The 19100-nt window shown below is 44.0% G+C and carries 17 protein-coding genes; 11 read left to right on the top strand and 6 right to left on the bottom strand.

Annotation, left to right across the window (positions count from 1 at the left end; translation table 11 throughout):
- Positions 1-64: 64 nt before the first annotated feature.
- From QUB37_RS19935 to menA, 3 genes are all read right to left on the bottom strand, one after another.
- On the bottom strand, positions 65-1180 hold the full coding sequence (locus tag QUB37_RS19935) for an o-succinylbenzoate synthase (RefSeq protein ID WP_333165282.1): 1116 nt from the start codon (positions 1178-1180) through the stop codon (positions 65-67).
- 11 nt (positions 1181-1191) lie between these two features.
- On the bottom strand, positions 1192-1992 hold the full coding sequence (menH, locus tag QUB37_RS19930) for a 2-succinyl-6-hydroxy-2,4-cyclohexadiene-1-carboxylate synthase (protein WP_333165281.1): 801 nt from the start codon (positions 1990-1992) through the stop codon (positions 1192-1194).
- 133 nt (positions 1993-2125) lie between these two features.
- Positions 2126-3022, bottom strand: coding sequence for a 2-carboxy-1,4-naphthoquinone phytyltransferase (gene menA / locus QUB37_RS19925; RefSeq protein ID WP_333165280.1), 897 nt, complete (start codon positions 3020-3022; stop codon positions 2126-2128).
- A gap of 427 nt (positions 3023-3449) precedes the next feature.
- On the opposite strand from menA, the gene QUB37_RS19920 reads away from it, so the two are divergent.
- Entirely contained in the window at positions 3450-4883 is a 1434-nt protein-coding gene (locus tag QUB37_RS19920) for an isochorismate synthase (protein WP_333165279.1), read from the top strand.
- 111 nt (positions 4884-4994) lie between these two features.
- On the opposite strand, the gene QUB37_RS19915 is transcribed toward QUB37_RS19920, so the two are convergent.
- Positions 4995-5291: an antibiotic biosynthesis monooxygenase gene (locus QUB37_RS19915; RefSeq protein ID WP_333165277.1), complete on the bottom strand. Its 297-nt coding sequence runs from the start codon at positions 5289-5291 to the stop codon at positions 4995-4997.
- 73 nt (positions 5292-5364) lie between these two features.
- Between QUB37_RS19915 and menD the strand changes: the two genes are divergently transcribed.
- Positions 5365-7272: a 2-succinyl-5-enolpyruvyl-6-hydroxy-3-cyclohexene-1-carboxylic-acid synthase gene (gene menD / locus QUB37_RS19910; protein WP_333165276.1), complete on the top strand. Its 1908-nt coding sequence runs from the start codon at positions 5365-5367 to the stop codon at positions 7270-7272.
- A gap of 44 nt (positions 7273-7316) precedes the next feature.
- On the opposite strand, the gene grxC is transcribed toward menD, so the two are convergent.
- Positions 7317-7631 carry a glutaredoxin 3 gene (grxC, locus tag QUB37_RS19905; protein WP_333165275.1) on the bottom strand — a complete coding sequence of 105 codons (315 nt, stop codon included), beginning with the start codon at positions 7629-7631 and terminating at the stop codon, positions 7317-7319.
- 251 nt (positions 7632-7882) lie between these two features.
- Between grxC and QUB37_RS19900 the strand changes: the two genes are divergently transcribed.
- Positions 7883-8098: a hypothetical protein gene (locus tag QUB37_RS19900; protein ID WP_333165316.1), complete on the top strand. Its 216-nt coding sequence runs from the start codon at positions 7883-7885 to the stop codon at positions 8096-8098.
- Between the two features lie 173 nt (positions 8099-8271).
- Here the strand turns inward: QUB37_RS19900 and QUB37_RS19895 are convergent, their stop codons facing one another.
- A complete protein-coding gene (locus QUB37_RS19895) occupies positions 8272-9138 on the bottom strand; it encodes a WYL domain-containing protein (RefSeq protein WP_333165274.1) in 867 nt (288 codons plus the stop codon).
- Between the two features lie 97 nt (positions 9139-9235).
- Between QUB37_RS19895 and cas3 the strand changes: the two genes are divergently transcribed.
- From cas3 to cas4, 8 genes are all read left to right on the top strand, one after another.
- Positions 9236-11416, top strand: a complete 2181-nt coding sequence (gene cas3 / locus QUB37_RS19890; protein ID WP_333165271.1) for a type I-D CRISPR-associated helicase Cas3' — start codon at positions 9236-9238, stop codon at positions 11414-11416.
- Complete coding sequence (locus tag QUB37_RS19885) at positions 11404-11673, top strand: hypothetical protein (protein WP_333165267.1); 270 nt, start codon at positions 11404-11406, stop codon at positions 11671-11673. The genes cas3 and QUB37_RS19885 overlap by 13 nt, the downstream gene beginning before the upstream one ends.
- 44 nt (positions 11674-11717) lie before the next feature.
- Positions 11718-12017 carry a hypothetical protein gene (locus QUB37_RS19880; RefSeq protein ID WP_333165265.1) on the top strand — a complete coding sequence of 100 codons (300 nt, stop codon included), beginning with the start codon at positions 11718-11720 and terminating at the stop codon, positions 12015-12017.
- Between the two features lies 1 nt (position 12018).
- Positions 12019-15396, top strand: a complete 3378-nt coding sequence (cas10d, locus tag QUB37_RS19875) for a type I-D CRISPR-associated protein Cas10d/Csc3 (RefSeq protein ID WP_333165262.1) — start codon at positions 12019-12021, stop codon at positions 15394-15396.
- Positions 15397-15477: 81 nt separating this feature from the next.
- Positions 15478-16491: a type I-D CRISPR-associated protein Cas7/Csc2 gene (gene cas7d / locus QUB37_RS19870; RefSeq protein ID WP_333165259.1), complete on the top strand. Its 1014-nt coding sequence runs from the start codon at positions 15478-15480 to the stop codon at positions 16489-16491.
- A 5-nt stretch (positions 16492-16496) separates the two neighbouring features.
- Positions 16497-17204 (top strand): type I-D CRISPR-associated protein Cas5/Csc1, encoded by a 708-nt coding sequence (gene cas5d, locus QUB37_RS19865; protein ID WP_333165256.1) that lies wholly within the window; start codon positions 16497-16499, stop codon positions 17202-17204.
- A 91-nt stretch (positions 17205-17295) separates the two neighbouring features.
- Complete coding sequence (cas6, locus tag QUB37_RS19860; RefSeq protein ID WP_333165253.1) at positions 17296-18138, top strand: CRISPR-associated endoribonuclease Cas6; 843 nt, start codon at positions 17296-17298, stop codon at positions 18136-18138.
- Between the two features lie 353 nt (positions 18139-18491).
- The gene (cas4, locus tag QUB37_RS19855) at positions 18492-19085 is read left to right on the top strand and encodes a CRISPR-associated protein Cas4 (protein ID WP_333165251.1); all 594 of its coding nucleotides are present in this window, start codon (positions 18492-18494) and stop codon (positions 19083-19085) included.
- The last annotated feature ends 15 nt before the right edge of the window (positions 19086-19100 follow it).

The raw sequence follows: 19100 nt of genomic DNA, 5'->3' as shown, positions 1-19100 counted from the left end.
CAAAACAATTACCTAACCCGCTTGATTTAGTCGTGGGAGTAATCTAAAATCTAAAATCTAAAATCTAAAATCTAAAATCTAAAATCGAATGATTGTCGTCGAACCAGCAATCGGTGCCGAAGCCCAGTGCTCTCTTATTTAAAGACAATTGTGTTGCTAAATTTAATGCTGCTTGTCTGCCGATTTCGGTTTCAAATACTGATGAGAAAACAGCGTCTATATTGTGAGTTTGACAAAATTTTCGCAGTTGAGATGGAGAACCGCAGATCGCAGGTTTAATGACGAAAATGCCCCGCCAGCCTTGGTTGTAGCACTCTTGGATGCGATCGAGGTTGGCGGCAGATTCATCAAGGGCGATCGGAGTTGCATAAATAGCATTCAATTCTACCATTTCCTGAAACTGTGTTACGGGCAGCGGCTGTTCCAAAAATTCAATGTCTGCGGAAAATTCGGGAGTTGCTTTTACCTCGTCGCAAGCTTCCAGCCATGTTTTAGCCTGCGAGTAACTGAGTCCCCCGTTGGCATCTAACCGCAAAAATGCTTTTTCGCGATCGCACAAATTGTGCATTGCTTCGATTAGCTGCTGAAAAATCTTTAATTCTGCCTCAATTGCAGCAACACCAATTTTCCATTTAAACGTGCGATATCCCTCTAACCAAAGAACTTGCAAAGCCGGCAAAGCTATTTCACCTGCTGGCAATAAACCGCTAAACCGATTTTTTTCTTCCTCATTCCCAACCTCTGTCCATTCGTGACTGCTTAAGACTGAACCCGCAATAAATGTCGATTTTAGGCGAAGTCTCGATCCCCCTAAATCCCCCTTAATAAGGGGGACTTTGAGAATATTTCTTGTCCCCCCCTTATTAAGGGGGGTTAGGGGGGATCTAGAGTTTGATAGTGCTGACTCAAAGCCAAATTGACAAGCCGGCAATTCAGCGGAAATAGCAAAAATCATCTCTGATGAAATATTACCGGGCAACTGGTGACAAAAATCTAAAGCTTGCTCAAAACTTTCGGAATCAAACCAACTCAAAGGGGCAATTTCTCCCCAACCAATTTGATTATTTTCGCCCACAAGTCGCAGGATAATTCCTTCACGAATATCCCAAATGCCGTGACTTGTTTGCAAGGGGCGCTTAAATTTTCGCTGATAAGTGCGAAACTCGAATTGATAAAGCATTAGTTTTTTAGTTAATCATAAAATTGTCTCACAACTGTGACAAACTTATCAATATTTTCAAAATGGATATTGTGACCAGCTTTTGGTACAATTTCCAGACTAGCAGCCGGACACAAGCTGGCAATTTCAGTATTTATAGTTGTAAATTTATCATCATATTCTCCCGCTAGCAAGAGGAGAGGAATTTGATTTGGTGCGAGTTTTTCCCAGAGAGAGGGCTGGTTGCCAGTTCCCATGTTGCGGAGTGATTTGGCTAATTCTAAGGGATTGTTTGCTAAGCGGGTTTCTATGAGTTTGTCGAAGTGGGGAGAGTTTTTTAAAGATTTGAATAAAGGGCGATCGTACCAGTTTAATAAAAAATCTTTAATGTTGCTATTTTCTAGCTTTTGTGCTATCTGTAAATCGGCTTGCCGGCGGTGCGATCGCTCTTTTTCTGTTTTCAATCCCGGAGAAGCTGACTCTAACACTACTTTCTCGAATCTTTCTGGAAAATGTAATGTCATGTAAAGTGCCAATCGGCCGCCCATTGAATAGCCCAACAACAAACATTTGTCTATTTGTAGATCATCTAATAACTCGATTAATGCTTGGGCAGTATTTGACATATTGTAGCAACTTTCGTCACCGATTACTCTGGTTCCTCCATGGCCGGGAAGGTCAACTGCTAAGCAGCAATAACTGTTAGGAAGTAAGGGAATGACGCTGCTAAAGTCTTGACTGCTGCCCGTGAATCCATGCAAAAATAAAAGTTTCGGCTGATTCTTGTTCCCAGTTAAGGAATAGTGAAAGTTATAATTATTAAATTTGTCCATATACAATTATACGATTCAATATGAGGTATGGATTGCTAAATTAAAGAAAATTTTGAGAAGTCACCCAACTCCACCAACTCTCTCAACTTAGCAAACCATACCTCCATTTTACCGAAATTCTCGATCGCCCGATCTACAAAGCAAACCCTAACGCCAGCAGCAATCCGCTCGAAAAATGCAGCGTAACTGCGATAAACTTAGAGTTGCTGACCTTTCCCGGTTGGTCGTGATAGTCTGTGACATGGCGGCAAAGGTCGATCGCAAATGGCAAACTCCCAAAAATCAACAGAGTCCAAATTTGGAACATTCCCACAGCCACAAATAGCACAGTCAAAGCATAAACGCTGCCGCACAACCACTGCAACAACTGGGCACCTTTCTTTGTACCGAGTCGCACAATTGGCGATTTTTTACCCGCCGCCAAATCATCCGCAATTTGATGAAAGTGGGAACAAAATAAGATGATACTCGTAGTAATTCCCACGATTGCCGAAGCCGCAAAATTAGTGGCAGACCAAGTTTGAGTCTGACTGTAATAAGCAGCGGCCAAGGCTAGCGGCCCAAAAGTGAAAAAGCAGATTATTTCCCCTAAACCCTGATAGCCAAGACGAAACGGAGGCCCTTGGTAAGTGTAGCCGAGAGCACAGCACAAAACTACTAGCAAAATAACTGTTGGGTCTTTTTGCCACCAGCTTATGGCGCAAATTCCCGACACTCCGACTGCTAAAAACAGATTGGCTAGCCCGAAAATTAAAGCTTTATTTCCGGTTAAGTTAACTAGGGAATGCGCTTTGTTTTTATCGATTCCTGTTTCTGAGTCAAATACATCATTGCTGAGATTCAGCCATGCTATAATCAAAATGGCTGACATTAAAAATGTCGAAAAAATTGACGAATTAATCGTTTGAGTTTCGGCAAAAGCAATGGCTGTTCCTACTGAAATAGGAATCACCGCAACGCTGTACATAGGCGGCTTGATTGCCGCCAGCCACAATTTACTATTTGAACGTTCAATTAACTTTGTTGTCATTACACAAACTTGATTCAATTGATAGCAGCGTAGTAATTTTACAATTTTATTGGTGAAGAAAGTCTACTCTGTATTGGGTTGAGTGCGTGGGGGGCATCCCTTGAGAGGCTTTGCGGGCGATCGCACGCCCGGTAATGCCCGTCTGCAAACCTCTGCGGGGTCGATCGCATGAGAGTAGAGATTGAGTCGCTCAATCTTAAAGTTTTATGTCTAAATGTTTCGATTGATCGCGCGTTGGCGAAGTCCGCCCCTACGGGGGCTACGCCAACGAAGAAGATCGTCTGTTTTTTGCCCCCCGCTGAGCCCAAACTTTCCAGGAAACTCGAAAGGTCATGTTTTGCGATCGCCCTCCCGTGCTTAGATCGAAATAGGGGTTTTAGCCGGACAAACCCACACTCTATCTGACAAATCTGCTATTCTCGCTTTCATGACAGTAATACCGCACCGCGCTAATCTCTTGCAAAACCGCAATCAACTGCATCAGTTTCTGTTAAATTGCCAGCAGTCTTTAACCGAAAAAGATCGCACAAAAATAGTTAGTATTTCTCAGGAAATTTACCCCGTCGATCCGCTAGCTGTACTGCAAGAGATTTCCGAACCTTGTCAGCGGCACTTTTACTTTGAAAAAAGAAACCCAATTGTCGGCAAAAGTTTTGCGATCGCAGCCCTCGATTCGGCAATCCATCTCACAGTAGCAGGAACCGATCGATTTACCTTAGCTCAAAATTTTATTCGTTCAACACTTGCCAATACAATTACCATTGGTGCGGAACGCTTGCCATTTAGCGGGCCTCACTTTTTTTGCAGTTTTACTTTTTTTGATGAGAACATTGCGGCTAATTCTTACTTTCCGCCCGCTACCATATTTTTACCAAAATGGCAAATTTCCAGACAGAAAGATAGCTGCATTATCGTCGCCAATGCCGTCATAGAAAAAGATATAAACATTAAAACCATCGCCGAAAATATCTGGCAAACATTTGATAAAATTGCCTCTATAAAATACCATAAATTAACTACTGTGTTCGACAGCTCGATATCTTTGAAACAAATCCCCGTCAATGAGGCCAGTCAATTTAAAACATCAGTCAAGTCGGCTTTAGAATTGATAAAATCTCAATATTTTAGTAAAATTGTTTTATACCAAGCCATAAGTGTAATTTCTAAAACCCCTTTCAGTTTAATAGATTCCTTAAATAACTTGCGCCTCAGTTATCCAGATTGCTATGTATTTTCAACCAGTAACGGCAAAGGTCAAAATTTCATCGGTGCCAGTCCAGAACGCTTAATTAGCATTCACAACAATCAGTTATCAACCGATGCTTTAGCAGGTTCAGCACCGAGGGGAAAAAGTGAAGCAGAAGATGCGAAACTAGCCCAGGGGTTGCTAGAGAGTGAGAAGGATATTCGAGAACATCAAGTTGTGATTGATTTTATAGTCCATCACCTTTCTAAACTAGGCATAACCCCCAATTGTTCCCCAACTCCCCGACTGCTGCAACTATCAAACATTCAGCATTTGTGGACACCAATCACAGCTCAAATTCCCGCCAATATTCATTTATTAAAGATTTTAGCTCAACTGCATCCAACCCCAGCGGTAGCAGGCGTTCCGAGAGACATCGCCCTCGAACAAATTCGCCGCTGCGAAACCTGTGATCGCTCCCTCTACGCAGCACCCATCGGCTGGATCGATGCCCGTGGCAATGGGGAATTCGCGGTCGGGATTCGATCGGCATTAATCGACGGCGATCGGGCTATACTCTATGCTGGTAATGGTATTGTGGCAGGTTCCGAACCGGAAAAAGAACTAGCAGAAATTCAGCTCAAATTACAACCACTTTTAAATGCTTTAGTCTAATTCAGCTAATTTTAATCCGCTCCCAGAAACCGGGTTTTTTACGAAAAGACGCGTTATAGCCCGAATATTCCGTAAAAACCCGGTTTCTTTGGTTGGATTGCGTAAGTCATGTTAATTAATTTTCACCTCCTCAAAATGTTCTACTATGGGAAAAGGATCGTAAAAATGGTGAAGCATTCTTTTCCACTCTTGATATTGGTCGGAATTCCTAAATCTAATGGTATGAGCTTCTAAATTTTCCCATCTAACCAATAATAGATATTTTCCTTGAACTTCTGTACAGCGATGAAGTTCGTGAGATAAATATCCATCTATAGACGATATCAGACTGGAGGCTTCTCTAAAAGCTATCTCAAAATCACCCTCACAGCCAGATTTGACATTAAGCACAACCGCCTCAAGAATCATAAAAATGTATCCTGACAATTATTTGAGTATAATATCCTAGCACAATACAGAGTTGAGCTACTCAGGTTTAGCAATGCCAATAGATTTTCGCAACACAAATACCGTCTGGGCTTCCGTATTAGCAGAAACTTTGCAGCGGTTGGGATTAACTACAGCCGTGATTTGTCCCGGTTCGCGATCTGCACCCTTGACAATAGCTTTTGCTCAAAATAAAAAAATAGAAACTATTCCCATACTCGACGAACGTTCTGCCAGTTTTTTTGCATTAGGAATCGCCCAAAAATCCGGTTTACCAACCGCACTAATTTGTACGTCGGGAACCGCAGCCGCCAACTTTTATCCTGCGATAATAGAAGCCAGAGAAAGTCGAATCCCGCTGCTAATATTCACCGCAGATCGACCTCCCGAACTGCGGGACTGTCACGCCGGACAAGCGATCGACCAAGTTAAAATATACAGCAATTATCCGAACTGGCAAGCCGAATTAGCGATACCTTCTGCGTCCAGAGGAATGCTAGACTATCTGCGGCAGACTATCGTGTATGCTTGGGAGCGATCGCAATTTCCAACACCAGGCCCCGTCCACCTCAACATCCCGTTTCGCGACCCACTTGTACCCGTTCCAGACATAGCTGTAGAAGCTTTAGAAACACAATTCAATCCCGAACATTTCTTTGCAGGATTAGAACCAATTTTTGCCGGAGAAAGCTCTACCACCCCCTTGTTAAGGAGGGGAGAAGAAAGTACAATGCAACAATGGCAAAAGTGCAGCAAAGGGATAATTATTGCAGGCGTTTCCCAGCCTCAATTTGCCGAAAAATACTGTAGTGCGATCGCCCAAATTTCCCAATTATTAAACTGGCCAGTTTTAGCAGAAGGACTATCCCCAGTCAGAAACTACGCCCAACTAAACCCCCATCTAATTTCCACCTACGATTTAATCCTGCGAAACCGCGAACTAGCAGATAAATTAACCCCAGAAATCGCCATTCAAATCGGAGACTTACCCACAAGCAAAGAATTGCGAAACTGGCTAGACAAAACCCAACCAAAACGCTACATAATCGACCCCAGCCACCACAACTTCGATCCGCTACACGGCAAAACCATTCACCTGCGAACCTCCCCTGAAAATCTCGCAACTAATCTCGCAACTATATTAACTCTTGTCCCCCCCCTTATTAAGGGGGGGTTAGGGGGGGATCGAGCCCCTGCTACCACTAATACCCCCCCTCAAATCCCCCCCCTTAACAAGGACGAATCAACTCAAATCCCCCCCCTTAGCAAGGGCGGGTTAGGGGGGGTTCAAACCTCTCCCTCAAACGAATACCTCCAACTTTGGCGCAACACCGAAATCCAAGTCAGACAAACAATAGACCAAAAAATATCAGCAATTAACAACATAATCGAACCCAAAGTTTCCTGGCTGCTTTCCCAAATTTTGCCACCGGGAACACCGATATTTATTGCCAACAGTATGCCCGTCAGAGATGTAGAGTTTTTCTGGAAGCCGAACAACTTAGAAATAAAACCGTTTTTCAATCGTGGCGCTAACGGTATAGACGGCACATTATCAACTGCTTTGGGAGTTGCTCACCGCAATCAAAGCAGCATCATGCTAACAGGCGATTTAGCACTTTTGCACGATACAAACGGCTTTTTAATTAAAAATAAATTTGTTGGTCATTTGACAATCATATTAATTAATAACAACGGCGGCGGAATTTTTGAAATGTTGCCCGTTGCCAAATTTGACCCGCCTTTTGAAGAGTTTTTTGCCACGCCGCAGCAGATAAATTTTGCTCAGTTGTGTGCAACTTATGGGGTGCAACACGAGGTTATTGACGATTGGGAACAGTTCAAAGAAAAATTAAAATTGCTGCCAGATAGCGGGATTCGGGTCTTAGAATTACAAACAGACAGGCGATCGGATGCTAAATGGCGGCAAGATAATTTAGGTAAATTTGCCAAAGATTTGTAAATTTGTAGGTTGAGCAGGTGGAACCAAACCCAACCTACACTAATTTAAACTGCTGGTTGAGCTAGCAGCGAATCTAACTGTCCTTCTGCATCAAGTTTGTGAATGTCATCGCATCCGCCTACGTGTTGGTTATTAATGAAAATTTGGGGCACGCTGCGGCGTCCGTTAGCGCGTTCGGCCATTGCTTTTCTAGCGGCTTCATCGCCATCAATTTTGTATTCCGTGAAATTTACGCCTTTCCACCACAGCAAAGTTTTGGCGCGGATGCAGTAGGGACAGGTTTGCCAAGTATAGATTTCCACATTGGCTTTGATGCGATCGGGCTTGCGGCCCAAAATGGGATTAAGAAAATCAAGCATTTTCAGTACGGGGGTAAGGGTGGAACTAATTTAGAAATCATACCCAATGTATAAATTCCGCTGGTATGGGCGCATCTGCCAGAGGTGGATTTTAAGCTGTGAGGCGATCGCCCTGTGACCGAAGTCACAACTTTACTCTACTCGGATCACTTGCTTTCACCCCTGACAATCACCTTCGCGGCCTCATTAATATCACCGATCTTTTGAGGAAACCAGAAGATGATAAATATATCGAATTCAACCGCACTGCCATGAACCCCTCACAACTCCTCCCCGGCGCTATCTCTGAAATCCTCGCTTCTGTAACCGATACAGGCGTTTTGACTCTGGCCGATCGCTACGGTTTGATGGCCGCCACCTTCGACGACTCTCTGAATGACGAAGACAGAGGCTGTGTCAACCGCTTGTTGCGGGCGGTGCTCAGAGGCCGAGTCCAAGTAGTCAACGAACTTTCAGCAGCATTCTAATCGGGATTTGAAGTTTTGTTCTGAAGGCAAGGTGAGTCAGCGGTAGATGAAAATAGTGGAAACTCAGGCAGGAGTGGAAACAGCAGTAATTTGAATTCGATTTAAAGTTTTCTCCTCTAACTCAACAACGGTTTATTTGTCAAAGCAGCCTTTACCGGCTGCTTTTTTTTGATTTAATCGCGGATTTCCAGGTTGTACTGGCGACAGAGGGCGATCAGTTTTTGTTGGAATCGATCGCGCACGGTGTCTGGAGAGGCGATCGCGCAATCTTCCCAATAGGGGGCAATTTCGCGGAAAAACCAGAAGGTATTGAAAATCGGACGGGTGACTCGTCTAATTGGCGGATCGCCTTCTAAGTCGCTGACTTCCACATCGCCTTGCTTTCGTCTGTAGTTAAAGGCAAGCCTGCCAAATAAGTGAAACTCTACGGATATTCGCTCTAAATCGGGCAACCAAGTTCGATCGACCGATATCACCGCAGCATCTTCAATGCGATCAAGCAGCAGCGTCCAGTTGTGTTCGAGTCCCGGTACGTCTTGATTTCCGTCAGATTCTTCGCAGCGACACATTAAATACTGTCGCTTTTCAATAGGGACAATCCGAGCGTGTAAGACTGTGTAACTCCAAAGGCGATCGGCTGCATCTCGATAGGAGAGGCGAAAAGGTTGGTGTCTGTGGATAAAATTATCGATTTTTTGCCGCCAAGTAGGTAATGGGTTGCTCAAAAACCGATCGATTTCAGCCCGGAAAGGGAGAGTCAGTTCGCTGCGATCGCTCAACAATTGGGCAATTGCCAGCGCTTCATCAATTTTGCCCAAGTCAAGCAATTGCTGTCGGGCGATGTCTAGGGCTTTGATGCGGGTTTCCGGCCAGTCGTTGTTGGGGGCGATCGTCAGTTGGCGGCGGGCGATCGCTTCTATCAGTTTGGATATGTTCGGGCGATCGCCCCACGTCTTCCCGAATTCTTGGGCCAAGGCTTCCAACTGGGCTTTATCTCGTTCAGAAACCGATAGGGTGATCGATTGACCTTTGCGACTCATAAATATACGGACACTTTCTCATTGTACAGGCTTGATTATCTCTATTGTCGGTGTCAATATGGGGGATATCCACTTTCTACGGACACAGATTCAGCATATGTCCGATTACCAAATTACTCTCAAATCCGTTTACTCCTGTCCCGCTGCGGAGATTTCCCAGGGAGTCAAATTACCGGAAGGCTGGGCGCTTTCTTGGCATCAACTCGAAACTTTAAAGGCAATTCGCGATCCGAATATTGATGTCATTATCAATACGGCGATGACTGGTGATGGCAAAAGTTTAGCGGCTTTTTTAGAAACATTGCAGACATTTTGTTGTGCAGTGGCGCTATATCCGACGAATGAACTGGCGCGAGATCAGGAGACTCAAATTCAGCGCTATATCGAACAATTCCAACCCGATCATCAACCCCGCGTTGTCCGACTCAGCGGCTCGGAATTAGAAATCTATGCAGAAAATGAAAAACTGAGAAAAGCAGCCGCGATCGTATCTCGCACAGGTCAATCAGAGATTTTATTAACTAACCCTGATATCTTGCACTATCTCCACCGAGGAGCGTATTTAAGCTCTGAAGATAGCCCCGATAAACTGTGGGGTCGCATCGACAAAGATTTTGACCTATTCATTTTTGATGAATTTCATGTTTTTGGGGCTCCTCAGATTGCCAGCGTCATCAATACTATGTTATTAATTCGCAATACAAACCGCCGAAAAAAGTTTGTATTCCTGTCAGCAACTCCTGACAACAAATTAATTAGCAGACTAGAAATAGCAGGTTTTCGCTGTCAAACTATCGACCCTTTAAAAGCAGGCAAATATCAGTTTCCCGATCGCCCTGCTGAAATCGAACAGTTGAAAGCAGACTCCTGGCGGCAGATATTAAGGGAAAGTAAGCTGACTTTTATTTCCCTAGAACCAACTTCAAAAGCTTCTGAAACTTGGCTGAAAGACAGTGCACATCTCATCCTGACTCACTTTAAAAACAATCCGGGGAGTAAAGGAGCGATTATCCTGAATTCCATTGCTGCTGTCAAGCGGCTGACACCATTTTTTCGGGAATTGTTCGAGCCTCACGGTTTAGTTGTTGGCGAAAATACCGGGTTATCGGGAAAAACGGAAAAAGAGCGATCGCTCTCGTCAGACTTAGTTCTCGGTACTAGCACCATTGATGTCGGGGTAGACTTCAAAATCAATTTGCTAATTTTTGAATCCGCCGATGCGGGCAACTTCATCCAAAGATTAGGAAGGTTGGGGCGACACGATGGCTGCGATCGCAATGGAGAATTTATTCAGTTTAAAAATTTCACAGCCATAGCACTCATCCCTAATTTCTTAGTTGAACGCTTGTTTGTCGGTCATACTGCCACTTTAGAGTCTAACGGAATTTACGATCGTCCTTTTTTCTATCAACAAATTCGCGAAAAGTACCGCCAAATCAACAATTTTGAGGGATATTATTCGCGGTGGGGTGCGGTGCAGTCCGTTCAAATTTGTTGGGAATTAGGGCACAGGACAATTAAACAGCAGTACGCATCAAGTCAGAAAGCTTTTCAGGAAGCTGCTCAAAAAGTATTTAAAACTAGCTTGGGGAAAGTGGCAGGTAATATTAAACAGTGGGGCAAAGAGTGGCAAGAGCGATCGGGTAATAAGACAGGAAATCCGATAGTTGAGGATGCTAGCAGTTTTCGAGGTTCTAGTCCCCTACAATGCGGGATTTGCGATTTAACCGATTCCCACGAGGCCGACAAATTTAAAACTTACGATTTACCAGGAATTTTGAGCAACTTGGAAATCGAACCGATGACGGAATCTGCATTTATGCGAATGTTGAACGAGACATCGGAACGCCTTGGGCAACCAATTGCCAAAGGTCGATTTAAACATTGTCTTGCTTTTTTGAAGTTGCACAGTTATCGGGAGGAAAGACTGAATTGGAAATTTACTTATTCGGGAAAATTAGAGGAAAATGCTGCTGCTTGGAAAGTTCAGGTTTTGACGGGGATTGAGGTTGTGCAACCTGAGAATTATTGGATCGGGGAAATCAACAAGCGTTTGAAGAAGCAAGCATTGGTTTGTTATGTACTGCGTTATCCGGTGGCTGAAGTGCGATCGCGCCTGCGACTGCCGGTGCACTTTCAGATTTATCCGATTTGCGATCGGTACAGTATCCACGATGGGACTGCACCTTATTCTATAGCTTTTGGCCAGTCGGCCCTGTTGGTGGACACGCTGGCCCACTGGCTCAAGAGCAAGGGTGATGAAGTATGGATTGCGTAGAAGGTCAAGCCCTGATAGGGAGTTTACATTGTACAGAAGTCAATGCTGGGAAAGCATCAAACAAAGGAGTAGGCGAGGTTTCAATCCCTAATAGGGGCTTGGATTTGCTTAAACATTTACAAGCAGTTTTACTTTCCCAGGCGCTAAGTATAGCAGATAAAGGTGAAAATGTCAAAAATCACTTTATTTCCTACTTGCCACATTTAAAGTTGAGGTTGGTAGGAGTGAAAAAGAAATGGTTCTCGCATACTCTTTAGCAGTGTTACACTGGCAGTGTTGCAATCCACGAGGAGAACTGCTCATGTCCCAGCAAAACCTTGACGCTGACCAGCTACGCCATTTGCTTTGCGCTCTAAAACAAGACCTGAGCCAATCCCAACGGCTGAACTATTCAATTCGATACAAGTGTCAACAGCTTGTAACAATTATTTATAGTCAACAAAATCAAATTCAGTGTCTTGAGGCTGAAAATGGTTATCTCAAAAGCATTGACAGCGATCGAGCGGACAAACTTTCTGAATTGGAGTGTCTAGTAAATCCTTTTTCTCAAGATGGCGATGCTATTTGCAATACAAGATTCATAGACTCCCTAGAGGCATAAAATGGCTAAAAAACGTCAAAAACCAGATGAAAATCACAAACAACTCTCTTTATTTGAGATCCCAGTTAATTTGAACTCTGAACAATCTGAACAATCGGATGATCCAGATGATGACTGGCTGCAAGATGAGGAATTAGGGTCAAACTTTCAAACGTCCGATCGCACAATCGAACCTCAAACTCGCGACTTACTAACCCTCAAACTCTTGCGAGAAGCCATTCAGAGTCAAAATCCAGGCGATCTCGTCATGGCAGACTTCGCAGAATATGTCTTGCCAAATCTGCTGCGAGTTGCCATTGGCGTCACAGCCAAAGGCGGCAAATTTTTTGACGAACTCGATCGCAAGCAAGGAAAAGAGAATGTGAGACGGCATAATGCAGCCGATCAGTCCCTAAATACTCACCTGCTAAATGGATTATTTCCCGCTAATTTAATTGAACAGCGGTTAGAAAAACTCGACACCACCGTGCGGCGATCGGTGGGAGAACAAGAACGGCGGTTAGTAATTGCTGGATTTATTCTCCACGACTTTGAAAAATTCCCCGATGTCCCCAACGATTGTCGCAAGTTACCGCTAGAACAGCACCGTCAAATTATTGATGAAAAAGTTCGACAGTTAGGAATAGATAGCTTCATCAATCCCGACGATCCAGATGCTTATCGAGAATACATTGACGACTTGCTTTGCCTTGCTTACAACGCTCAGCGGCGTTGGGATACTAACTGGAATTTTTCAGAATTTGGGTTAAATCCAGTTTTGCGCGATCGCACACTCCGCAGTCTCTCAGACTTGACCTGTTTAGCAGATTCCCTAGCCTCTATTATCAAACATCCGCAAGATGCAGAAAATACCAGACTAAACGAGTTAATCCACAGCCTCAGCGACGGGCAATTAAAATTTACTTATCACAGCATCGCTGAAAACAGAGGCGTACTTACTAACGTCGTCAATAACGCTTTAATGGAAGTGCATACGGCGCTGAATACCGACGCTTGCACCTACTATGAACCACTGCTTTACCTACCAACTGGTGTAATTTACCTAGCACGGCGGGATGCTCCTGCTATTTCAATTGCCGACTTACCCGAACGAGTAGTTAGCAAGATTAAACAACTCTGCGCCGGACAACTACAACGGCGACAAACTGGCTTTGGCAGAGATGGTAAAGGCATGAAATATGCCGAGTATTATAACCTGTTTTTTGATGCGTCAGATTTGATGCTAGTTGCTGTTGATGCTACTTTACGCATTCTCAAAATAGGAAAAAATTCTGTTGCCAAAAGTCGCAGCGATAATCTGATAAAATTTCAGCGTCAGGATGTTTTGTCTGCTGATTATAACTTCAACTTTGACGACGATATTCGGATCGATCAGATTGCTGAACTTGGGGACTTAGTGAGTCGCAAGATTTGGGGAGAACAGGTTAATACCATCGAAGCAGCACGCAAGAAAGACAAAAAACTACCCGCACTGCCTCATCTAGATATTGTCGAGGAAATTGCTAAGTTTTGGAATCGGTCCGACTATCTGCCCGCCCTGAGAGAAATTCAAGGGATTAATAAACGTCTAAAAGAACTTCAGCTAAAAGGTAATACAGGTGGGGTTCCTTACGAATGGTACTATTTAGCAGCAAAGTACCTAGAACATCACCCAGGAATTGAGGATGTGCGGGAGGTTTGCGAACAGGCGATCGCCCACATTTCCCAAATGATAAAGCCCATTCTTTCACAGTACAAATTGCCCGACGGTTGGGACGATTTGCGACTGTGGGTAACGCGCATTGTCATGTTACCGGGAAATACACCATTGGACACAGCATCCAGTGACGTATTTTTAGATGAGTTGGAACGCTACCAACTCGCTAAGAAACAGGGTAGAGGAAGACAGTTAATCTGTTCAATTTCCCACTCAGCTTACACGGTGACAGAACAAATGGAATCAGCCGTTTTGTTCACGCCTCAAGTTTACACTAACAAACAAATGTTGGGAGGTTCTAACGCTAAACGCAATATTTCTAGTATTGCAGGTTTGGAAATGATGCTGAGGCAAATTTTAATGAATCAAACTCAAGCTGTGGGCAAAAAATTTGAAGATGGCAAATATCGCTATCTCTATTTTTATCCCACATATTACTTCACCCCAGAGACAAATAAGTTTCTGCAAAAAGCCTACACTAGCATTTTCCAAACCCGCTTTGATACCAGCATTCGCAATCATTTTATCAGCAAGGATTTGCAAGCAGATTTTGGACGCGATCGCTACCAAAGCATCGATGCTTTCCTCATAGATGAAAACATCGAACCAGGAAAAGACCGCACCTTCAAACTTTCCTATCCCGAAGACCAACCCCTAACATTTTACTTCATGGCGCTTCCGCCCGGCCGAGATGCAACTGATACCGAATCCTGGGTAATGCCAGCTTGGCTAGCTTTTGCTTTTCCCATGATTCTCGATGTCAAAACCGTAGTTTCAGAGTCGCCAATTCCGCCTTTTAACGACGGTGCGGAATTTGAAGAAAGCGTATTTCTGGACAGTGTACCCCAAGCTTTTAGGGTGTTGACGAAGCGCGATCGCTTCCGCCTCGACTATATCCTAGAAGGTTGGGAGGAAAACGGCAAAAAATACCCTGCACCTTTAAATGTTTTAACCGCTGCTTATGCGATTCACCTTGATGTTAATGCAAAACAAGGGAAGTCCGGTTATGACTCCAACTGGGGAAAATTAACTGAACTCGCCACTGATTTTGAAACTAGCCCGCTTTATGTATTTAGCTACCTAAATAAGTGGGTTCGGAAACAGAAAACTGAAACGGCGTCAATTCAAAAAATCAAGCTTTATGCTTATCATTTTTACCCTTGCTTTGACTCCTATGCCCACTATAATCATGAAGAGGAACGATTGACTGTGACAACTGCATCAAGCTTAAACCACCCCCAAAAACTCACGGATTTGTATCGCAGATTTTACCGTGCCAATAAGCGATACAATCCCAAGGCAAATGCTGTGCTGAAACCGATTGATATTGCCTCTAAAACCATCCTGGAAGCCGATCGCAGTTTTCAATGTGAATCTTTAGTGTTGGCTGTTGCTGCTGAAGTTTCAAAGCTCATGGATCGCGTTCACTCTTCTACTGCTGAAGGGCGGTGGATTTTTAGCAAGCGGGAGGAAGAACGAGAGGCAATTTTAGAGTTTGCTCGCTACTTTGTTGAGGAGGTATTTGACAAATCATTTGCTGGCGATCGCGCTCGTTTAGCTGGCCGACAAATCAACTTAATCCGAGATACCTGCGAATTCCTTTACCGTTTAGAAAATGACAAAGACAATCGCGATAGAGATGACAAATCTCCTGACGATTTACAAGAAGAAGCTGAGAATTAAAGCTTACGCTCTTGTTTGACAAGCTACACGCAATTTGCACCAGTAACATTTTAACTACAAATTTCACTTAGGAGACAAATCATGGCTTTCTTGAAAACAGTTGACTCTAAATTGTTCCACGCTAACATCCCTTACAAACCAATGGGTAAATATGTACACTTCCTGACTGTGCGGGTGACGGAATCTTATCCCCTATTTCAGACAGATGGAGAACTGAATAAAGCGCGGGTGAGGTCAGGAATTGAAGACCAAAAACCGATCAGCCGCCTGACCATGTTTAAGCGGAAGCAATCTACACCAGAACGTTTAGTCGGTCGCGAGTTGCTGCGTAACTATGGTTTTATGACCGCTGAAGATTGCGAATACAATGTCAAGTTTGCAATGAATAATCCTGATTGCATTATCTACGGATTTGCGATCGGTGACTCTGGTTCAGAAAAATCAAAAGTAGTAGTTGACACAGCATTTTCAATTACCGCTTTTGATGAATCTCACGAGACTTTTACCCTCAATGCTCCCTTTGAGAATGGCACAATGGCATCTAAGGGTGAAGCAGGTTCTAAACCAGGCGAAGTTACCAGTCGCATCAATCAGCAAGACCACATCAAACCCCAGATTTTCTTTCCTAGCATTGTCACCCTGAAAGACCCTACAGAAGCTAGTTTTTTGTATGTTTTCAACAACATCCTCAGAACGCGGCACTATGGCGCTCAAACCACCCGCACAGGTCGAGTCAGAAATGAGTTAATTGGTGTGGTATTTGCCGACGGCGAAATTACCAGTAACCTCCGCTGGACGCAAGCAATTTACGACAAATTGCAGGTTGAGGATAAACTTAATTCCAACAACCCTCTCAATGAAGATGATGTGATTATGGCTGCTAGGGCTGCTATCCAAACGTTACTGTCTGAAGAATTTATCGTGCATGAAGACTTTATTGGGGATAAGTTTACACCATTAGTGACAGAGGTTAAAGCTGTTATTGGCAATGAAGATGAACTCAAAAAAATGTTGAAGAAAGCCGATGACGAGGCTAAAGCTTACGCGAAGAAGCATATCAAGGGTAAGGCAGGAGCTACAGCAGCAGCGGAGTAAAAACCATGACTTTTATTTACCGCTGTCAAATCGAGTTGCACGATAGCCTTTATTTTGCAACTCGCGAGATAGGGAGACTTTACGAAACAGAGCCGGTAATTCACAATTACGCGCTTTGTTACGCGCTCGGTTTGGTGGATAGCGAAATCTATTCCACCACCGTTTCTGAAGAACATTCCTATCGCTATTTCTGTCCCGAACAAGTTCCTAAATACGAGCCGCATTTAACGGCGCTCAACCAACAGGGGATTTATGTTACTCCGGGGCGATCTATTTCTCACTCCTCTACTCTCAATACTTGGAAATATGCCAACAATAACTATCACGTTGAGATGGAGAAAACTCAAAAAAACATCCCTAGTTTTGGCAGAACAAAAGAAATTGCGCCGGAAAGCAAATTTGAGTTTTTCTTAATCTCAGAGAAGTCTCTGAAACTAGCGAAATGGATTCGTCTGGGAAAGTGGATGAGTAAAGCAGCAGTCGAAATCGTAGAAGAGAAGGAAGTGAAGCGATCGCCCTCCGAAACAGACTTCATTTTTCCCTATCTTCTCAACCCTTTAGATGTGATGTTTTCCCATCAAGTGATTAGCTACGATGTGGTTAATATGCCTCCGGTTAGCCTCATCCAAAATGTCAAAATGCTAGGGCGATATTACGAGTTTGACAAACTCAAAATTCCGGCGTGTATGGAATACCGCTTTCGGGCCGATTAATAGGAGGCAGAGCCTCTAGAAATGCGTTCCCAGGTAGAACCTGGGAACGATAAAAATTAAACCAATTTTAAGCATTAACCATTAACCAAATATGCCACACAGCCTAGTCCTCAACATCCTTCCCCTGGCCCCAATTCCCCCCGGATACCTCACCGGAAGACACCTGCACGCCCTCTTTCTCACCCTCGTGAGCTCCGTTGACAAAAAACTCGGCGATCGCCTCCACGATGCCACCGCCCAAAAATCCTTCACCCTCAGCCCTTTGCAAACTAAAAAATGCCCTTTCAAAAAACACCATTCCCTGCAATGGGAACATACAGAATCGATTCCAGAACACACCCTCTGTTGGTGGCGGATTACTCTGCTGGATGACAATTTATTCGGCAAATTAACTAATCTTTGGCTGAATCTCAATCCCTCGAAGCCGTGGCATCTGGGCCCAGCCGATTTGATGATTACCAAGATTCTCGGAACGCCCCAAATAGATCAGCCTTGGGCTAATGCTTGCGATTACTCTCAATTGTACGATCGCGCTTCCGAAACTAATCGTTTAATTGCCTTCAGTTTTGCGACTCCTACAACTTTTCGACAGGGGAAATTTGATTCAGTAATCCCTACTAGAGATTGCGTTTTTAATAGTCTCCTCAGTCGCTGGAATAAGTACAGCCCGATCGCACTTCCCGATCTTTCCTTGGATGCACTTTTTTCGACATTTGTCAATATCCGAAGTGAAAAATTGACTAACTATCAAAGCGATTTTGTTGGCATGGTTGGGGAGGTTAGCTATCGGATTTTGGGAGATGTCGATCCCTTAGTGATTAAGCAAATTAATGCTTTGGCTGATTTTGCGGTTTACTGCGGGGTGGGGAGAAAAACTCCGATGGGGATGGGAATGACTAGACGAATAGTTGTTAAAAAAGTTCTTGATAACTAAACGAAAAACCCATAGTCCGGCAAGGGTTGAAACCCCTGCCTCAAAGCTCAACTCCTCTTAATAGGACTGCAAGAATGAATGATTAAATTACTTTTTTATTCGGTTTCAACCTTTGCGCTTACTGTTACCGATAAGCTCAAAATTTCATCAATGATTAAATTACTTCTTCAGTCGGTTTCAACCGACTTTAGCTATGAGACAGGGGTTTCAACCCCTGGCGGACTGGCGGATCAGTGGCGGATCACTAATTCCTCAAATTCTTTCGCCCCACGGCAAAATTAAATGTTTCAACCCCTGACCGACTGGCGGATAACTCATTCCCAATTACTAATCTCCTACAAACCATCAAAATTATGAACGATTTTGATTACATTTCGATCGCAACTCTCAACCAGTATTCTTACTGTCCTCACCGCTGCTGGCGGATGTCTTGTGCGGGAGAATTCACCGATAATCAGTATACCATAGAAGGGACAAGTTTGCACGATCGCGTTCACACAATGGGCGAAATTAACCGCAATGAAACTTGGCAGGTGCGGGCGATTTGGCTGAAATCTGAGCGCTACAGACTGATTGGTAAATCGGATTTGATTGAGTCGGCTGAGGGTGAGATTTATCCCGTCGAATACAAGCGGGGCCGAAAGGGAGAATGGGATAACGACGAGTTGCAAGTTTGCGCCCAAGCGCTTTGTTTAGAGGAGATGACGGGGAAAACTATTGCGACTGGATATGTGTATTACGCGCAGTCGCATCAGCGGCAATTAGTGGAGATTTCTGAGGGTTTGAGACAGGAGGCGATCGCCACTATTGAAAAAGTCGGTGCTCTTTGGCGATCGGGAAATATCCCTTTACCAGTTTACACCGCTCGGTGTACGGGATGCAGTCTTTTTTCCCAATGTCTGCCCCAAGCTGCCGCCAAAGTCAACCGCTATCAAGAAGCAAGTTAATCTGCAAATAGGAGA

This window comes from Microcoleus sp. AT3-A2 (assembly GCF_036705685.1).
Lineage (GTDB): Bacteria > Cyanobacteriota > Cyanobacteriia > Cyanobacteriales > Microcoleaceae > Microcoleus.
Note: the sequence above shows the minus strand (reverse complement) of the source record. Positions and strands in the feature narration are given on the sequence as shown.

Coding starts and splice junctions, on each gene's coding strand:
- QUB37_RS19935 (WP_333165282.1), bottom strand. CDS start 1,180: ATGCTTTATCAATTCGAGTTTCGCACTTATCAGCGAAAATTTAAGCGC.
- menH (WP_333165281.1), bottom strand. CDS start 1,992: ATGGACAAATTTAATAATTATAACTTTCACTATTCCTTAACTGGGAAC.
- menA (WP_333165280.1), bottom strand. CDS start 3,022: ATGACAACAAAGTTAATTGAACGTTCAAATAGTAAATTGTGGCTGGCG.
- QUB37_RS19920 (WP_333165279.1), top strand. CDS start 3,450: ATGACAGTAATACCGCACCGCGCTAATCTCTTGCAAAACCGCAATCAA.
- QUB37_RS19915 (WP_333165277.1), bottom strand. CDS start 5,291: ATGATTCTTGAGGCGGTTGTGCTTAATGTCAAATCTGGCTGTGAGGGT.
- menD (WP_333165276.1), top strand. CDS start 5,365: ATGCCAATAGATTTTCGCAACACAAATACCGTCTGGGCTTCCGTATTA.
- grxC (WP_333165275.1), bottom strand. CDS start 7,631: ATGCTTGATTTTCTTAATCCCATTTTGGGCCGCAAGCCCGATCGCATC.
- QUB37_RS19900 (WP_333165316.1), top strand. CDS start 7,883: ATGAACCCCTCACAACTCCTCCCCGGCGCTATCTCTGAAATCCTCGCT.
- QUB37_RS19895 (WP_333165274.1), bottom strand. CDS start 9,138: ATGAGTCGCAAAGGTCAATCGATCACCCTATCGGTTTCTGAACGAGAT.
- cas3 (WP_333165271.1), top strand. CDS start 9,236: ATGTCCGATTACCAAATTACTCTCAAATCCGTTTACTCCTGTCCCGCT.
- QUB37_RS19885 (WP_333165267.1), top strand. CDS start 11,404: ATGGATTGCGTAGAAGGTCAAGCCCTGATAGGGAGTTTACATTGTACA.
- QUB37_RS19880 (WP_333165265.1), top strand. CDS start 11,718: ATGTCCCAGCAAAACCTTGACGCTGACCAGCTACGCCATTTGCTTTGC.
- cas10d (WP_333165262.1), top strand. CDS start 12,019: ATGGCTAAAAAACGTCAAAAACCAGATGAAAATCACAAACAACTCTCT.
- cas7d (WP_333165259.1), top strand. CDS start 15,478: ATGGCTTTCTTGAAAACAGTTGACTCTAAATTGTTCCACGCTAACATC.
- cas5d (WP_333165256.1), top strand. CDS start 16,497: ATGACTTTTATTTACCGCTGTCAAATCGAGTTGCACGATAGCCTTTAT.
- cas6 (WP_333165253.1), top strand. CDS start 17,296: ATGCCACACAGCCTAGTCCTCAACATCCTTCCCCTGGCCCCAATTCCC.
- cas4 (WP_333165251.1), top strand. CDS start 18,492: ATGAACGATTTTGATTACATTTCGATCGCAACTCTCAACCAGTATTCT.